This is a genomic window from Paenibacillus sp. FSL H7-689 (assembly GCF_000517905.1).
GTDB classification, from domain to species: Bacteria; Bacillota; Bacilli; order Paenibacillales; family Paenibacillaceae; genus Paenibacillus; species Paenibacillus amylolyticus.
This window is the reverse complement of record NZ_ASPU01000065.1, coordinates 93,816-106,829: the sequence shown is the minus strand read 5'-3', so window position 1 is coordinate 106,829 and position 13,014 is coordinate 93,816. Positions and strand designations below refer to the sequence as shown.

Below are 13,014 nucleotides of genomic sequence, written 5' to 3'. Positions count from 1 at the left end.
TGACAAAATTGCGATAGTTCGTTGTTACATGTATAAAGTTTTAAACACCTGTCCAAGGCAGGTGTTTTTCTAAGTAGCAGGCAACTGCAATACAGCTCTAAACCCTTCCCCACTGTCACTCGTGAGAATAAGCCTTCCCCGATGAGCCTTTGCAATCCTTGATACCATTGGAAGCCCCAAGCCATGTCCCTGGCGGGAGGGCCGTACACGTCCTGCGGCATAAGGGAGTACCACCACATCGTCCAGATACTCTTTTGGAATTCCTATCCCATCATCAGATACCACAAATTCACAACATAAATCCTCCGCTGAACGGCTCGTTTCCAGCACAATTGCACATCCATCCGGGTTATGCCTGATACTGTTATGTATCAGGTTCGTTACTGCACGATACAGTAATCGCTCATCCCCCATAACCTGAAGACTTTCGTCCTGAACATGAAGCGAGATCGGATAACGTTCATCCAGGCCATTGTTCAAAAAATCTGACACGACCTGTCTTGCCAGAACAGAGAGTCGAATCGACTTCAACTGCAAGGGCTGCATCTCATACTCCAGCATGGACACCAAATTCAGATCACTGACCAGTGACCGCAGACGTTCACCCTGGCGACGAATAATGGATGCCTGCTGTTTTTGCTCAGCTGGCAAATCCACTTGCTCTTCCAACTCGCTCGCGTAACCCAGAATCATGGACAATGGCGTCCGTATATCGTGAGAAATGCCTGCGATCCAGTTGGATCGAGCTTCATCTCTCGCTTTAAGAGCATCATCCTTATCCTGAAGCATGCGAGATGTTGAATTGATGCTTTGAGACAGATCATTAAATATACCCTTGGTCTCGACATGAACAGGCTCTTCCTTTGCCAGCGCATGAATGCCATTGATCAACGGTCGAATACTACGGATTACCCGTGTTCCAATTAATACGGAGACCAGAAGAGCAAGAGCCACATTACACACCAATAATAGGATGATCCGAACAGGTAATGACTTAAGCCACTCTGCCAAAAAGTCGAACTGGTATTTTCCGTACGTATTCTTGGGGTAGCCTACGACCAATAATCCGTCTTTACGCTCCCACACATACACTGGGTATTCCATAAGATAATATCGGGAGAACTTCGCAACATCCGTCACGTTATAAGAGCGCGGGATTTCAGCCGGAAGCTGTTCGCTCCACTGTACCTTGCCCTGGGGATCAAGCAGCATAGCCCAAGCCTGATATGTATCCAGCAATTGCATTCCATCGCTGTCCAGCGCATATTCCCCCTGCTCTCCCTTGCTCAGGCCACTAGCCATCTGCTTCACAACCGCACCAGGGGAAGGCCCTTCATGAATTTCCTTGAAGATCAGCGAACCTAGCAGAATCAGATTGAATAGTAATAGCACCACAGATACCAGAATGGTTGATCCGACGAACCTTCTTAGAATTCGAACAACGCCATCCATTACCTAGACTCCTGAACCATCAATTTATAACCAAGTCCCCGTACCGTCAGCAGAAATATCGGTTTGGATGGATCTTCCTCAATCTTCTCCCGGATTCGCCGAACATGCACCATCAGGGTATTCTCATACCCATAACTCTCGTCTCCCCAGACGGCTTGACACAGGGCATCACTGGTTACAATTCGGCCCTGATTCTCATACAACTTGATCAGTATGGCATGCTCCTTAGCTGTCAATGGAAGCTCCCTGTCTGTCCTCTGTACAACAGCGCTCTCCAGATCAATGGTTTGTCCACCCAAACGAAATACAGGCAATCTCTCCACCGTATTGGAGGCATATACCCGCTTCAGAATAGCCATCAGCCTGAGAATCAACTCTCTTGGCAGAAAGGGCTTGACCATATAATCATCTGCTCCAAGCCCCAGACCGAGCAGTCGATCCTCATCTTCACCACGTGCAGACAAGAACAGAACAGGCATGTCCGAGAATGACCGGATCGAAGAGAGCAGAGAGAACCCATCTCCATCCGGAAGCATCACATCCAGAATAGCTGCATCCGGCTTTTCAAGTCTGCATACCGCCAAGGCATTCACGAAGTTACCAGCCGTATAGATCCGGAAAAAACCTTCTTTCCGTAAAAAACGTTCAATCATTTCCCGTATTTCGGGCTCATCATCTACGATCAATATTTTCTTATTCTTCAATAATTCCATTGATATCACCCTTTTTATTATACATCATAAAGGCAATCATCCGATATTTTCCATTTCCATTTAAGGTAATTGTAAGGTTATCTTCAGCTACGAGCAAGAAGCCTGATCTATATTTAGAGCAACAGAGACATTAGTGAAATGGAGTTGAGATCAATGATAAACAGTTCCCCCATCGTGGAAACGCATAACCTGTCTAAATCTTATGGCGGTACTAACCGCGTACATCAGGTCAATCTGGCAGTTGAGACGGGACAGATTTTTGGCTTCCTGGGTCCGAACGGAGCAGGCAAAACAACCACATTAAAAATGCTTTTGGGTTTGATCAAACCTACCGAAGGCACTGTAAAGGTGTTTGGCAAAGATCTGAATAAACATCGCCCTTCCATTCTGAATCAGACAGGTTCACTGATCGAATCTCCATCTTATTACGGCCACTTGACTGGACTTGAGAATATGAAAGTCATGCAGCGACTACGGAACGTACCGAACAAAAATATTGATGAAGCTCTCAAAATTGTTCGACTTGAAAATCAAAAACATAAACAGGCCGATCAGTATTCGCTGGGGATGAAGCAAAGACTCGGTATTGCCATGGCCCTGCTTGCCTTCCCAAGCCTGCTTATTCTGGATGAACCTACGAACGGACTTGATCCGTCGGGGATCGGTGAGATTAGGGAATTGATCAAGTCCCTTCCAGGTCAATACGGCATAACAGTCCTGCTATCCAGCCACCTGTTATCAGAGATCGAACAGATTGCTACCTCAGTCGGCATTATCAGTGATGGCAAACTTCTGTTTCAGGGAAGCATGCAGAGTCTTCAGGCCAATAACAAGGCTACCATACGTTTTCAGACGACGGATACGGCAAGGGCGGAAAAAATCCTTTTGACTCAAGGCTACATGCCTACAGTCCAGGGCAAACAACTGGTGTTCGACTACCTTCGTGACGAAGAAGTCTCGCAGATGAATAAGGTGCTGGTACAACACGATATTCCTGTGATTCGTATCGAGGAATACAAGAAAAGTCTGGAAGGTATATTCCTGGATCTGACCGGAAAGGAGCGGAGCCTGTAATGAAAGCTCTATCCTTAGAGTATTTTAAAATCCGCCGCAAAAAGATCTGGGTCATGCTATCTCTTTTTCTGGCCGCTGAGATGATCTGGGCCTCCATGTCCATGAGTATCTCCATCTCCCGAAGTGCAGCCAATGCGAGCTGGGAAGCCTTGATCTTCAGCATCGCTTCCATGAACGGTCTGTTTCTGCCCATTATATCGGCTATCGTTGTATCCCGCATCTGTGATATGGAGCATAAGGGGAACACCTGGAAGATGCTAATGACGACCAACACCGGACGTAATCATGTCTACACAGCCAAATACATATGTGCGAACAGCCTGATCCTTTATGGTATCCTTGCGCAAGCTGTGTTCATTGTCGGTTTCGGTTTATCCAAAAATATTTCCGGTCCGCTGCCACTTTCCCTGCTTGGGCAGTTCGCTATAGGCACAATGCTAACTACACTCGCCATCACCGCTCTTCAGCAATGGTTGTCTCTTACAGTACGCAATCAGGCTTTTGCGTTATGTCTGGGTATGCTGGGCGGATTCATCGGAACAACATCGGGGTTGTTTCCAGCAGGTGTACGTCACCTTTTCATCTGGTCTTACTACATGGATCTGAATCCAGTCACTTATATTTACAGCGCATCTTCGGGTACCTATGTATCGGGTATGCTGCCTGTCGGTCTTTTCTTAGCCGCCTTGTTGATGGCTGCCATCTTCTATTTTGCAGGGAATATTCATGCTTCAAGACAAGAGATTTGAGGAGGGGAACACATGCTGAGGAGCATTTCCGCAGAATGGCTTAAACTTCGGCATTCCCGGATCAGCCTGGTACTGGCCATTCTGCCTATTATCAGTCTGCTTATCGGATGCTTTAACTTTTATTTTAATCAAGCGGCTTTACAAAACGGGTGGTACAGCCTGTGGACACAGGTCAGTTTGTTTTACGGAGAATTCTTCCTGCCCATCCTGATCGCTATCTGTTGTGCCTTTGTATGCCGCCTGGAACACAGCAATCGCAACTGGAATATGATTCTGGCTTCTCCAGTGTCAGTCACCAGCCTATTTGTTGCCAAGTTGGTCATTGTTGGCATATTGATCTTCTCGGCTCAAGCCTTCTTCATGCTCATGTACTGGGCAGCAGGCAAACTGTTCGTCATTCCGGGTCCGTTCCCGATGGAGACCGTCGTATGGAGCCTGCGAGGATGGTTTGCCGCTATCTCTATTGCTGCACTGCAACTAGGGTTGTCGATCCGGATAAGAAGCTTTGCGACGCCAATTGGCATCAGCCTTTGTGCAGTCTTTCTGGGACTAGGCATGTATGTGCTGAAAATCGGCATGTTATTCCCCTACTCCTTGTTAACTATAGGCATGGGCGTTCTGAGTCAAAAGGGACTGACATCCTCGGAGAATATCGTTTTTCTTTTCATGAACAGTCTCTTTATCCTTCTGTTTGCTACCTGGTCGATCCGCCGCCTGAAATATAAAGACATCGCATCGTCCTAAATTTACCGAGATTAAAGGAGGACAAGAACATGAAAAAAGCATTCACTATTCTCGCATTGGTACTCGTTATTCTGACTTGCCTGTGGCTCTTCTTCATGGACCCTGCTAAATTGACTCCCGATAACCCTGCCGGCAAAACAACCTACTATACCACTGTGAATCAGACTACAGTCAACAAGGATGACAATGGCAGATATGCTTATGAACTGATCGGCTATACAGACGAAGGAAAATCCAAAACACTTAGCTTCTCCACCAGTAAGCTACTCAAAAATGGGGCCTATCTGAAACTATATGTATCCACGCTGCGTGGTGTTACACACTGGGAAGAGGTCACAGCGGACGATCTGCCAGGGCAAGCCAAGCAGTTAACCTCTAAATAGAAAAAGATGCGTATCTATATCTCCATTGATATTTGCATAACAAAAAGAGCCTTGCCCTATTACTTCAAGGGTGGCTCTTTTAGGTTATGCTAATGCCATCTGTAGCGCAGTCAGCGCAATCCCGATAACAAATCCGGTAACGGCTCCGTTGATCCGAATCCATTGCAGATCCTGTCCAACCTTATCCTCAATCATCGAAACCAAAGTGGCATTGTCCATTTTGTCCACATTTTCGCGTACCAGTTTACCGATTTTGGAATGATTTTTCTCCAGCAGTGTTGTGACGCCATTTACGATCTTGGCATTCATGCCTGTCATCAACTCGTCATCTGCCCGCAGATCAACCAGTACCCGCTCAATGGCAGGCAGTGCATACGTATCTACATACTGTCCATCTTCCATCGCAGCGAGCGCCTTGTCTCTCAGTTCGGTGAGTTTGTTCAGCACCGTTTCCTCTGCGTTCCAGCCCTCCAACATATTGTTCTTCCAGCTGTTGATTCCATCTTGCATAGCCTCACTCATTGCCAAACGCACCGTCTGGGTACGTACCATATCAAGCACCTTGTATCTTAGAGCACTGCCTTCACGTTTCATATCCTCTACCCGATCGAAGAGATATCCTTGTAAAATGCCACCCAGACGCTCCTCGTTCATATAACCCAGGAACGCATTCATCGCAAACTGCATCAATCCGTTCATCTGAATGCCGCTGATGGCTTTCATGCCGCTTTCACCCAAAAACATGATCGTCTCGGGTTTAACCAGCCACTCCTCGGCTTGCTTCAGTCCATAGTCCAGCGCTTTGGCGTCGTAACCCCGCTCTGTCATCTGGTGGGCAGCCCGTTCCAGAATCGGACCCAGATCAAAGGCGCCCGCTTGTGACTTGATCTCACGTGCTACGAGCGGAGCAATCTGCTCTAACGGCAGACCAGCCAGAATTCGCTTGCAGAGCGTATCAATCATGATCTTGATCCCGTCACTGTGAAGCTCACGTGTCAACGTATCAAGTACCGTTTCTGCTGCTTTGAAATCTGCAATTTTCTCGGTAATGCTGTCTTTGTTGAGCAAGTTATTCTCTACTGCGGAGACCAGACCTTCCGTCATTTTATCGCGATTTTTCGGCAGCAATGCCGTGTGTGGAATTGGAATGCCGAGCGGGTGACGGAATAATGCGGTAACGGCGAACCAGTCCGCAAGTCCACCCACGAGTCCCGCTTCAAATGATCCTACCAGCAACTTGCCCACAGGGACGCCCTGGAACGGCAAGGATGCAGCAAATCCTGCTCCCATTACCACGAGAGACCAGGCTGCTGCTTTTTTGGTTTGTTTAGGTTTAGCCATTGTATTCTTACTCCTTTATCGTTAGTCGTACGGTCTGGTCTGTACCCGATTCCGTACTTCGTCTGTTCTTATGTAAACTCTCCAATTACAAAGTCTTGGCTTCCATATTTCGTATACTTCATCTTATCACCCACAAGCGTCAAAACCAAACCTCTGGTTGAAGAAAAAGGATAATAGCGGCGTTTACTTCGTAAAATGGATCACTCCCTTTACCAAGACCAGGCAGATTTTAGTATAATCATTCAAGACGGCCCTTCGATATCGATTGGCTGCTGAACAGCAGGGTAATTACATATTGGAACAATGAATCAATAAGAGGAGGAATTTCGGACCATGAAACACGTGCAGGACACAACCACGCTCTATAACGGAGTCAAAATGCCATGGCTGGGCTTTGGGGTATTCAAAGTTAAAGACGGAGACGAAGTCGTTCATGCTGTCAAAACAGCCATTCAAGCTGGTTATCGCAGCATCGACACTGCCAAAGCGTATAACAACGAAACAGGTGTCGCTCAGGGTATTCGTGAATCTGGAGTAGCTCGTGAGGATCTGTTCATTACCACTAAAGTATGGAATAGTGATCAGGGATATGAATCCACGCTGGCTGCCTTCGAAGCAAGCATGGAACGACTCGAACTGGAGTACCTGGATCTCTATCTTATCCACTGGCCGGTTAAGGGCAAGTACAAAGACACATGGCGAGCGCTGGAGAAACTCCATAAAGAAGGACGCATCCGCGCGATCGGTGTGAGCAACTTCCAGATTCACCATCTGGAAGACTTGATGATCGATGCCACGATCAAACCAGCAGTTAATCAGGTGGAGCTTCACCCACTATTGATTCAGTCAGAGCTTCGTGAGTACTGCAACAAACATCAGATTCAGATCGAAGCCTGGTCTCCGCTCGGACAAGGTCATCTGATGGATCATCCGTTGCTGAAGGATATCGCCGCCAAATACAGCAAGTCCCCCGCACAAGTAATTCTGCGCTGGGATCTGCAGAACGGCATCGTGACGATACCAAAATCCGTTACGCCTGAGCGTATTCACGCGAATGCCGATCTCTACGATTTTGAGTTAACTTCGGAAGAAATAGAGCAGATTAACAGTCTGAACGAGAATAAACGATTTGGTTCTGATCCAGACAACTTTAACTTCTAATATAAGCAAATTAATTCGATTACACCCGCCTTCGATCTTAGAAGAGCGGGTGTTTTGGTATGTGATGTTATAGGCAAACTATTCTATGTTAAGAATGGAGGCGAGGCTCGTTATCCTATTCAGGGCCAAAAGAAAAAAAGTTTTTTTGACCGTTTAGAACTATTTCTTCTCCTCACCAGTCTAACGAGTGTCAAGCGAACTCAAGCACTTCTATAGAATCCAGGCCTGGAACGAGCGGTGACTTGAATATTTAGGTTGATCAGGGGGGATCAGGAGTGATTAGACTGAACCATAGAAAGACAAAAGAAGAACAGTTCAGCGAAAAAATAACAGAGATTCAAAATAAATTATATCGACTGGCATACTGCTATGTTAAAAATGAACAAGAAGCGCTGGATATCGTATCCGAAGCGGTCTATAAAGGGTTCATCGCTTATGGAAAGATGGAGTCCATGACTTATTTTGATTCCTGGATGTCACGAATTGTGATTAACACAGCGATAGACCATATTCGACGCAACCAGCGAGTGACCTATATGGAGGATCATGTGCAGGAGTTTGTAGCTCCAGAGCGAGGGGCGTCGCTAGAAGAAAAAATGGATCTATATGACGCACTGGACCGGCTTATCCCCGAGGAAAGAGCCTATATTATATTAAAATTCTTTGTGAATCTGCCTTTTCGAGAGATGGCTGAAGTGCTCTCCATACCGGAAAATACAGTTAAGTCCAAATTCTATCGTATTATCAAAAAATTAAAATTTTATTTGATTGAAGGAGAGGTTGAGAACGTATGACAGGAAAAGATCGTTACGAAAATATTGAAATCCCTGCTCAACTTACTGACGTTATTCGTCAAGCCCAGCAAAAGGCTGCCGCTCGCAAAAGCTCCTCCCGTATCATTCGCTACGCTTCCATTCTGGCAGCATGTGCCGCTTTTCTGTTCATAGTCAACATTCCTACTGTCGCAAACGCCATGGTCAAAATACCTGTGGTTGGATCTATTGTTCAGGTGTTGCAATTTGGCGATGGAGGCAAAGTTACAGATGGTGTAACTGTGGGATCGGAAGCAACCGAAAATACGCTTAAAATCAATTTTAGTACCGACGAGCAAGATCAGACTAATGATGCACCCCATTATAATGTGGTACACAAAGAAGCACCGAATCGCATCCTCTTCACTTTTAGCGGTGCACGTTACATGGATATAGAGAAAGTCAAAGCCGACTTCATGACCCAGCCTTTAGTGAAAGATGTTTATGGTTCCATGATTTTAGACGACTCTTCCGTCGGATTCGTAGTTGTTTTAAAAGAAGGGGTACAGTATGCCGTAACGGAATTCAAGAACCCTGGATACCTGGAAGTGAAACTGACTTCCGACGGCAAACCGGTCACACCTCGGAAGGTATACTCTCTCCGCACAGAATCAATGCCTTTTGGAGAATCGATGGGTATAATTAAAGAATCCTATCCGGATGAGGACATCTCTTTCCTCAAAACGTCCACTGGTGAGTTTACAGCAGTTATTGGAGAATATCTTACCGCTGAAGAAGCTGAACAGAAGCTCAAAGAACTCGCTCAGCAACCGGATTATCATGAGGAGTTTTATGTGGACAGCTGGATGAGTAACGAGAATCCGAAGTGATTAGTCATTGCCAAAAGTGATGCTTATTCAAAAGGGAATGATCTATCCCTGAACTAGGCATAGACCTCAGCATACTTTATACGCTCGATCCAAAAAAATCCCGATTCGGATGCACTGAGCATCTCGGATCGGGATTTTCACATATTAAAACCTATTCGCTTTTGGATACCAGCTTGAAATCATCAAAGTGGAAACCTGGCGCTACTACGCAAGTTACCAGTACAGGCTCATCGCCCAGCGGACGCGCTGTCTGCCATACGCCGGCAGGAACGAGCACCTGTGGTGATTGCCCCGCAGCAATATCCATCCCCAGAACAAGAACTTCCTCGTTCTCCGGGTTCTCCCCATTGCCACCCAGCTTCAGTTCAACTGGACTGCCGCTGTGCCACAGCCAAAGTTCATCGGACAGAACCGTATGCCACTCGGAGATTTCATGTGCGTGTAGCAGGAAATACGTGGAACTTGCCGAGAATCGTGGACCGGAGTATGTATCCGGCAGAACGGACTGTGGAATCTGATAAGACGCCTTCCATTCTTCCTTATACCAACCGCCTTCAACGTGAGGTTGCATATTGAGCGCAGCAACCAATGGCGATAATTCATGTGTCGTCATAACCTGTTTCCTTCCTTCCAAATCATATTGAAGGCACTCCTTAACCAGAGTTTCGCCTCTCTCCCCCTACTCTAAAACATCATTCAAGTTTTGTCACCTTGACAGCACATAAGTACCATGCCAAATTCATTCTCTCGGTATTTAACGATAGGATTAAAGAAATATTTCATTTCCAATGATAGCGTTTACAAAAAGATGGATGTTCCGTTATGATATGGATATCGTTGTTAATCCGTGAAGCAGAGGGGAGCTGTACCATGAGTCTCATAGAGGACCGGATTGGACCCAAATACCGAATCGGTGAACATTCATTTACCATTGAACATATGCGCAGACATGATGGGAATGGTATGCCACAACCTCACGCTCATCCATTCTACGAACTGTATTACTTACTTGAAGGTGAACGAGTGTATTCCATGAATGGTCAGATTCTGTCCGCCCGCAAGGGTGATTTTATTCTGATTAATCCACACGATGTACATACCACCTCCAAAGGAAGTATTCCCGGCTTCGAACGGATATTAATCGGTTTTTCTCCTGCTTTTGCAACGGGGATGGAACTTGGCATATGTGGTCTGCTGCCTTTTAATTGTTCAAGACTCCTTCGCCTGCCTGAAGCGGAACAGCCCGAGATGGAGCGTATATTGTGGCAGATGCTGCAAGAATGCAAAGAGCGACGCCCTCACTATGAGATCGCCGTAAGAAGTCTGCTTGCCCAACTTTTGATCCGTATCCATCGGGTAGAGGAGGACATCCGGCAGTCATGCCCCGGTCCCTTGCATCCGATGCAGGACAAAATCAGTGAAATTGTCACTTATGTGAATAAAAACTATACCGAACCACTTACATTGGAGGGTGCAGCCAATCGTTTTTATATCAGTCCATCCTATCTGAGCCGAATGTTCAGCCGGTTTACCGGGTTTCGATTTAGCGAATATTTGCGGGTTGTTCGTGTCCGGGAAGCACAACGAAGATTACTGTCCACACAAGAGCGTGTCCAGATGATCGCTGAGAAGGTAGGATTTGAACATACGGCTCATTTTAACAAAACATTCAAACAGGTTACCGGTACAACACCGCTACGCTATCGCAAGGAACACCGGTAGATCTTCAGATAACTTCATATAAAAGCCGAGTGGGTAGCCTTGCTCCAGAGATTACGCATCCCTTATATCGTGAAGCACCACGATTACTGGATCTATGGCTACGCCACTGCGGCTGAGTTTGACCAACTTGTATAAACCTTATTACATAGCTTTTACCTGCGAATGATCACACCACTTCGTACCTCGGGACCCACAGAGATCTGGCGACCGTCTGTGTCAGCATCGCCTTCACGACATACAATGCCTGCGGACTCGTGTCCGGTCACCATCAGAAGTCGGCCATCTGCACCTTTGCCCTGAATGCTCTCTAATTCTGCCCCTTTGCACTGGTGCAAATGAACCAGCGGACCTTCAGTGATCTGCGCCTGCAATTCAGCGATATGCAGATGTTTTGCATGAGCACATTGGATACCACTGCGAGCTTGCACGTTGTAACGCTGGATGATCACCCCATCCAAAGGCTGTTCCGGCAATCCACTCACAAGCAACGCAGTGTCGGCACCCGCACAGATCACATCCGATATTCGAATATCTCGGAACACTGGCGTCTCTTCGCTAATCTCCTGAGATAGATCACTGCCCCGGGCAGACCCTTCCTGATTTGCATAGAAAAAGGAAAACGAGATCGCTTCCATAATGATATCTTTCATATATATGCGCTCAATCTGAATGTCCTCAACCACTCCGCCGCGCCCACGTGCGCTTTTGAAGCGAAGTCCAATGTCCGTTCCGATAAACGTACAATCCGACACACGTACATGCCGCACTCCACCGGACATTTCACTGCCAATTACAAACCCGCCATGACCGTGATACACCGTGCAATCCCGAATGGTGATGTACTCCGATGGAAGACCCAGTTCACGGCCTTCGGCATCCTTGCCTGATTTCAGACAGATCGCATCATCACCGACATCGAATACACTATTCTCCACCACCACATGACGGCAGGATTCAACGTCCAGCCCATCTCCATTCTGAGAAAACCACGGATTCCGCACACTCACGTTACGAATGGTGACATGCTCAGATGCCCAGGGGTGCAGATTCCATGCAGGCGAGTTCTGAAACGTTGGACCGTCCAGCAGTACCCGTTTGCATCTCCGTAAACTGACCATGTTGGGACGTAAAAAGTCTCTGACTTCTTCATAGGCAGCGACATCACGCACCTGCTCCTGATGCAATCGATTCGCGATGGTGCCACCCTCAAGTGCAGCTGTGGTAGGCCACCAGATTTCTTCATCTCCGCCGGATTGCTCTACAACACCACCGGAAGCGACCAATTGGTTCCATTGTGAAGTGGTCATTTTGGAGCGTTTCACCGGACGCCATGCCTCCCCGCCCCCATCCCATATCCCCTCACCAGTAATCGCAATATCCTCCAGTTGATCACCATCGATCGGGGATTGGCAACGGACCACCTGCCATCCTTCGAAGCTTGATGCAATTAATGGGTATTGATCAAAATCTCGGCTAAACGTAACCAGTGCCCCTGCTTCCACATGTAGTTCGATCCGGCTGCGCATTACAATCGGGCCTGTGAGCCATACCCCGGCAGGAATTACGATTCTCCCACCTCCTGCTTCAGCACATGAAGCGATGGCAAGTCGGAACATCTCCGTATTATCTGTTACGCCGTCTCCAACAGCTCCATAGTCTTTAAGCTGAAAATCCTGTACAGGAATGACAGGCAAATTGGCTTCATAAGCTCGAACATCGGACTGGGCACTTGCTCCTGTCGACATTGGGGAGTGATATGTATTCATCGTGCAGAATCATCCTCTCTACATGTAATGGAATTGTTATGGGATCAATACATCGCTTTTACTCTCCTTACTTAACGTTCATACGGACGCTCTCTCGCTCCATCATATCAATGGCATGACGTGTAGGGTTGAGCTTTCTTGCCATGTACACGTGGAACTTGATGCTATTTGTTTTGTTAATCAGAGTCATAAATCAAACATCACTCCCAGTATACTCTATACAACTATTCCAAAGGTTGGAAATCAACTAGGAGAATAGATTCATTT

Annotated in this window: 13 protein-coding genes; 8 read left to right on the top strand and 5 right to left on the bottom strand. The window is 46.9% G+C overall.

The window, feature by feature from the left end:
- Positions 1-69: 69 nt before the first annotated feature.
- Positions 70-1,452 (bottom strand): sensor histidine kinase, encoded by a 1,383-nt coding sequence (locus C170_RS27895; RefSeq protein WP_036616670.1) that lies wholly within the window; start codon positions 1,450-1,452, stop codon positions 70-72.
- Complete coding sequence (locus C170_RS27890) at positions 1,452-2,165, bottom strand: response regulator transcription factor (RefSeq protein ID WP_036616668.1); 714 nt, start codon at positions 2,163-2,165, stop codon at positions 1,452-1,454. Before C170_RS27890 ends, C170_RS27895 begins: the two co-directional genes overlap by 1 nt.
- Positions 2,166-2,318: 153 nt before the next feature.
- Between C170_RS27890 and C170_RS27885 the strand changes: the two genes are divergently transcribed.
- The 4 genes from C170_RS27885 to C170_RS27870 are packed head-to-tail and all read left to right on the top strand — an operon-like array spanning position 2,319 to position 5,115.
- Positions 2,319-3,239 (top strand): ABC transporter ATP-binding protein, encoded by a 921-nt coding sequence (locus C170_RS27885; protein WP_370511453.1) that lies wholly within the window; start codon positions 2,319-2,321, stop codon positions 3,237-3,239.
- Positions 3,239-3,988: an ABC transporter permease gene (locus C170_RS27880; protein ID WP_036616666.1), complete on the top strand. Its 750-nt coding sequence runs from the start codon at positions 3,239-3,241 to the stop codon at positions 3,986-3,988. The genes C170_RS27885 and C170_RS27880 overlap by 1 nt, the downstream gene beginning before the upstream one ends.
- A gap of 12 nt (positions 3,989-4,000) precedes the next feature.
- Positions 4,001-4,732: an ABC transporter permease gene (locus tag C170_RS27875; protein ID WP_036616664.1), complete on the top strand. Its 732-nt coding sequence runs from the start codon at positions 4,001-4,003 to the stop codon at positions 4,730-4,732.
- A gap of 29 nt (positions 4,733-4,761) precedes the next feature.
- Complete coding sequence (locus tag C170_RS27870) at positions 4,762-5,115, top strand: YxeA family protein (RefSeq protein ID WP_036616662.1); 354 nt, start codon at positions 4,762-4,764, stop codon at positions 5,113-5,115.
- A gap of 84 nt (positions 5,116-5,199) precedes the next feature.
- On the opposite strand, the gene C170_RS27865 is transcribed toward C170_RS27870, so the two are convergent.
- On the bottom strand, positions 5,200-6,456 hold the full coding sequence (locus C170_RS27865; protein ID WP_036616660.1) for a DUF445 domain-containing protein: 1,257 nt from the start codon (positions 6,454-6,456) through the stop codon (positions 5,200-5,202).
- Between the two features lie 333 nt (positions 6,457-6,789).
- On the opposite strand from C170_RS27865, the gene C170_RS27860 reads away from it, so the two are divergent.
- From C170_RS27860 to C170_RS27850, 3 genes are all read left to right on the top strand, one after another.
- Positions 6,790-7,617, top strand: a complete 828-nt coding sequence (locus C170_RS27860; protein ID WP_036616658.1) for an aldo/keto reductase — start codon at positions 6,790-6,792, stop codon at positions 7,615-7,617.
- A gap of 275 nt (positions 7,618-7,892) precedes the next feature.
- Positions 7,893-8,411 carry a sigma-70 family RNA polymerase sigma factor gene (locus C170_RS27855; protein WP_036616657.1) on the top strand — a complete coding sequence of 173 codons (519 nt, stop codon included), beginning with the start codon at positions 7,893-7,895 and terminating at the stop codon, positions 8,409-8,411.
- The gene (locus C170_RS27850) at positions 8,408-9,259 is read left to right on the top strand and encodes a DUF4179 domain-containing protein (RefSeq protein WP_036616655.1); all 852 of its coding nucleotides are present in this window, start codon (positions 8,408-8,410) and stop codon (positions 9,257-9,259) included. Before C170_RS27855 ends, C170_RS27850 begins: the two co-directional genes overlap by 4 nt.
- A gap of 151 nt (positions 9,260-9,410) precedes the next feature.
- On the opposite strand, the gene C170_RS27845 is transcribed toward C170_RS27850, so the two are convergent.
- The gene (locus C170_RS27845) at positions 9,411-9,872 is read right to left on the bottom strand and encodes a cupin domain-containing protein (RefSeq protein WP_017691032.1); all 462 of its coding nucleotides are present in this window, start codon (positions 9,870-9,872) and stop codon (positions 9,411-9,413) included.
- A 257-nt stretch (positions 9,873-10,129) separates the two neighbouring features.
- Between C170_RS27845 and C170_RS27840 the strand changes: the two genes are divergently transcribed.
- Positions 10,130-10,981, top strand: a complete 852-nt coding sequence (locus C170_RS27840) for an AraC family transcriptional regulator (protein WP_036616653.1) — start codon at positions 10,130-10,132, stop codon at positions 10,979-10,981.
- Between the two features lie 152 nt (positions 10,982-11,133).
- Here C170_RS27840 and C170_RS27835 read toward each other — a convergent pair whose 3' ends face one another.
- Positions 11,134-12,747, bottom strand: coding sequence for a glycoside hydrolase family 28 protein (locus C170_RS27835; RefSeq protein WP_036616650.1), 1,614 nt, complete (start codon positions 12,745-12,747; stop codon positions 11,134-11,136).
- Positions 12,748-13,014 lie beyond the last annotated feature (267 nt).

Excerpts from the sequence above, each read along its gene's own strand:
- C170_RS27890 (WP_036616668.1), bottom strand. The coding sequence starts at position 2,165 with ATGGAATTATTGAAGAATAAGAAAATATTGATCGTAGATGATGAGCCC.
- C170_RS27865 (WP_036616660.1), bottom strand. The coding sequence starts at position 6,456 with ATGGCTAAACCTAAACAAACCAAAAAAGCAGCAGCCTGGTCTCTCGTG.
- C170_RS27880 (WP_036616666.1), top strand. The coding sequence starts at position 3,239 with ATGAAAGCTCTATCCTTAGAGTATTTTAAAATCCGCCGCAAAAAGATC.
- C170_RS27840 (WP_036616653.1), top strand. The coding sequence starts at position 10,130 with ATGAGTCTCATAGAGGACCGGATTGGACCCAAATACCGAATCGGTGAA.
- C170_RS27895 (WP_036616670.1), bottom strand. The coding sequence starts at position 1,452 with ATGGATGGCGTTGTTCGAATTCTAAGAAGGTTCGTCGGATCAACCATT.
- C170_RS27860 (WP_036616658.1), top strand. The coding sequence starts at position 6,790 with ATGAAACACGTGCAGGACACAACCACGCTCTATAACGGAGTCAAAATG.
- C170_RS27875 (WP_036616664.1), top strand. The coding sequence starts at position 4,001 with ATGCTGAGGAGCATTTCCGCAGAATGGCTTAAACTTCGGCATTCCCGG.
- C170_RS27870 (WP_036616662.1), top strand. The coding sequence starts at position 4,762 with ATGAAAAAAGCATTCACTATTCTCGCATTGGTACTCGTTATTCTGACT.
- C170_RS27835 (WP_036616650.1), bottom strand. The coding sequence starts at position 12,747 with ATGAATACATATCACTCCCCAATGTCGACAGGAGCAAGTGCCCAGTCC.
- C170_RS27885 (WP_370511453.1), top strand. The coding sequence starts at position 2,319 with ATGATAAACAGTTCCCCCATCGTGGAAACGCATAACCTGTCTAAATCT.
- C170_RS27850 (WP_036616655.1), top strand. The coding sequence starts at position 8,408 with ATGACAGGAAAAGATCGTTACGAAAATATTGAAATCCCTGCTCAACTT.
- C170_RS27845 (WP_017691032.1), bottom strand. The coding sequence starts at position 9,872 with ATGACGACACATGAATTATCGCCATTGGTTGCTGCGCTCAATATGCAA.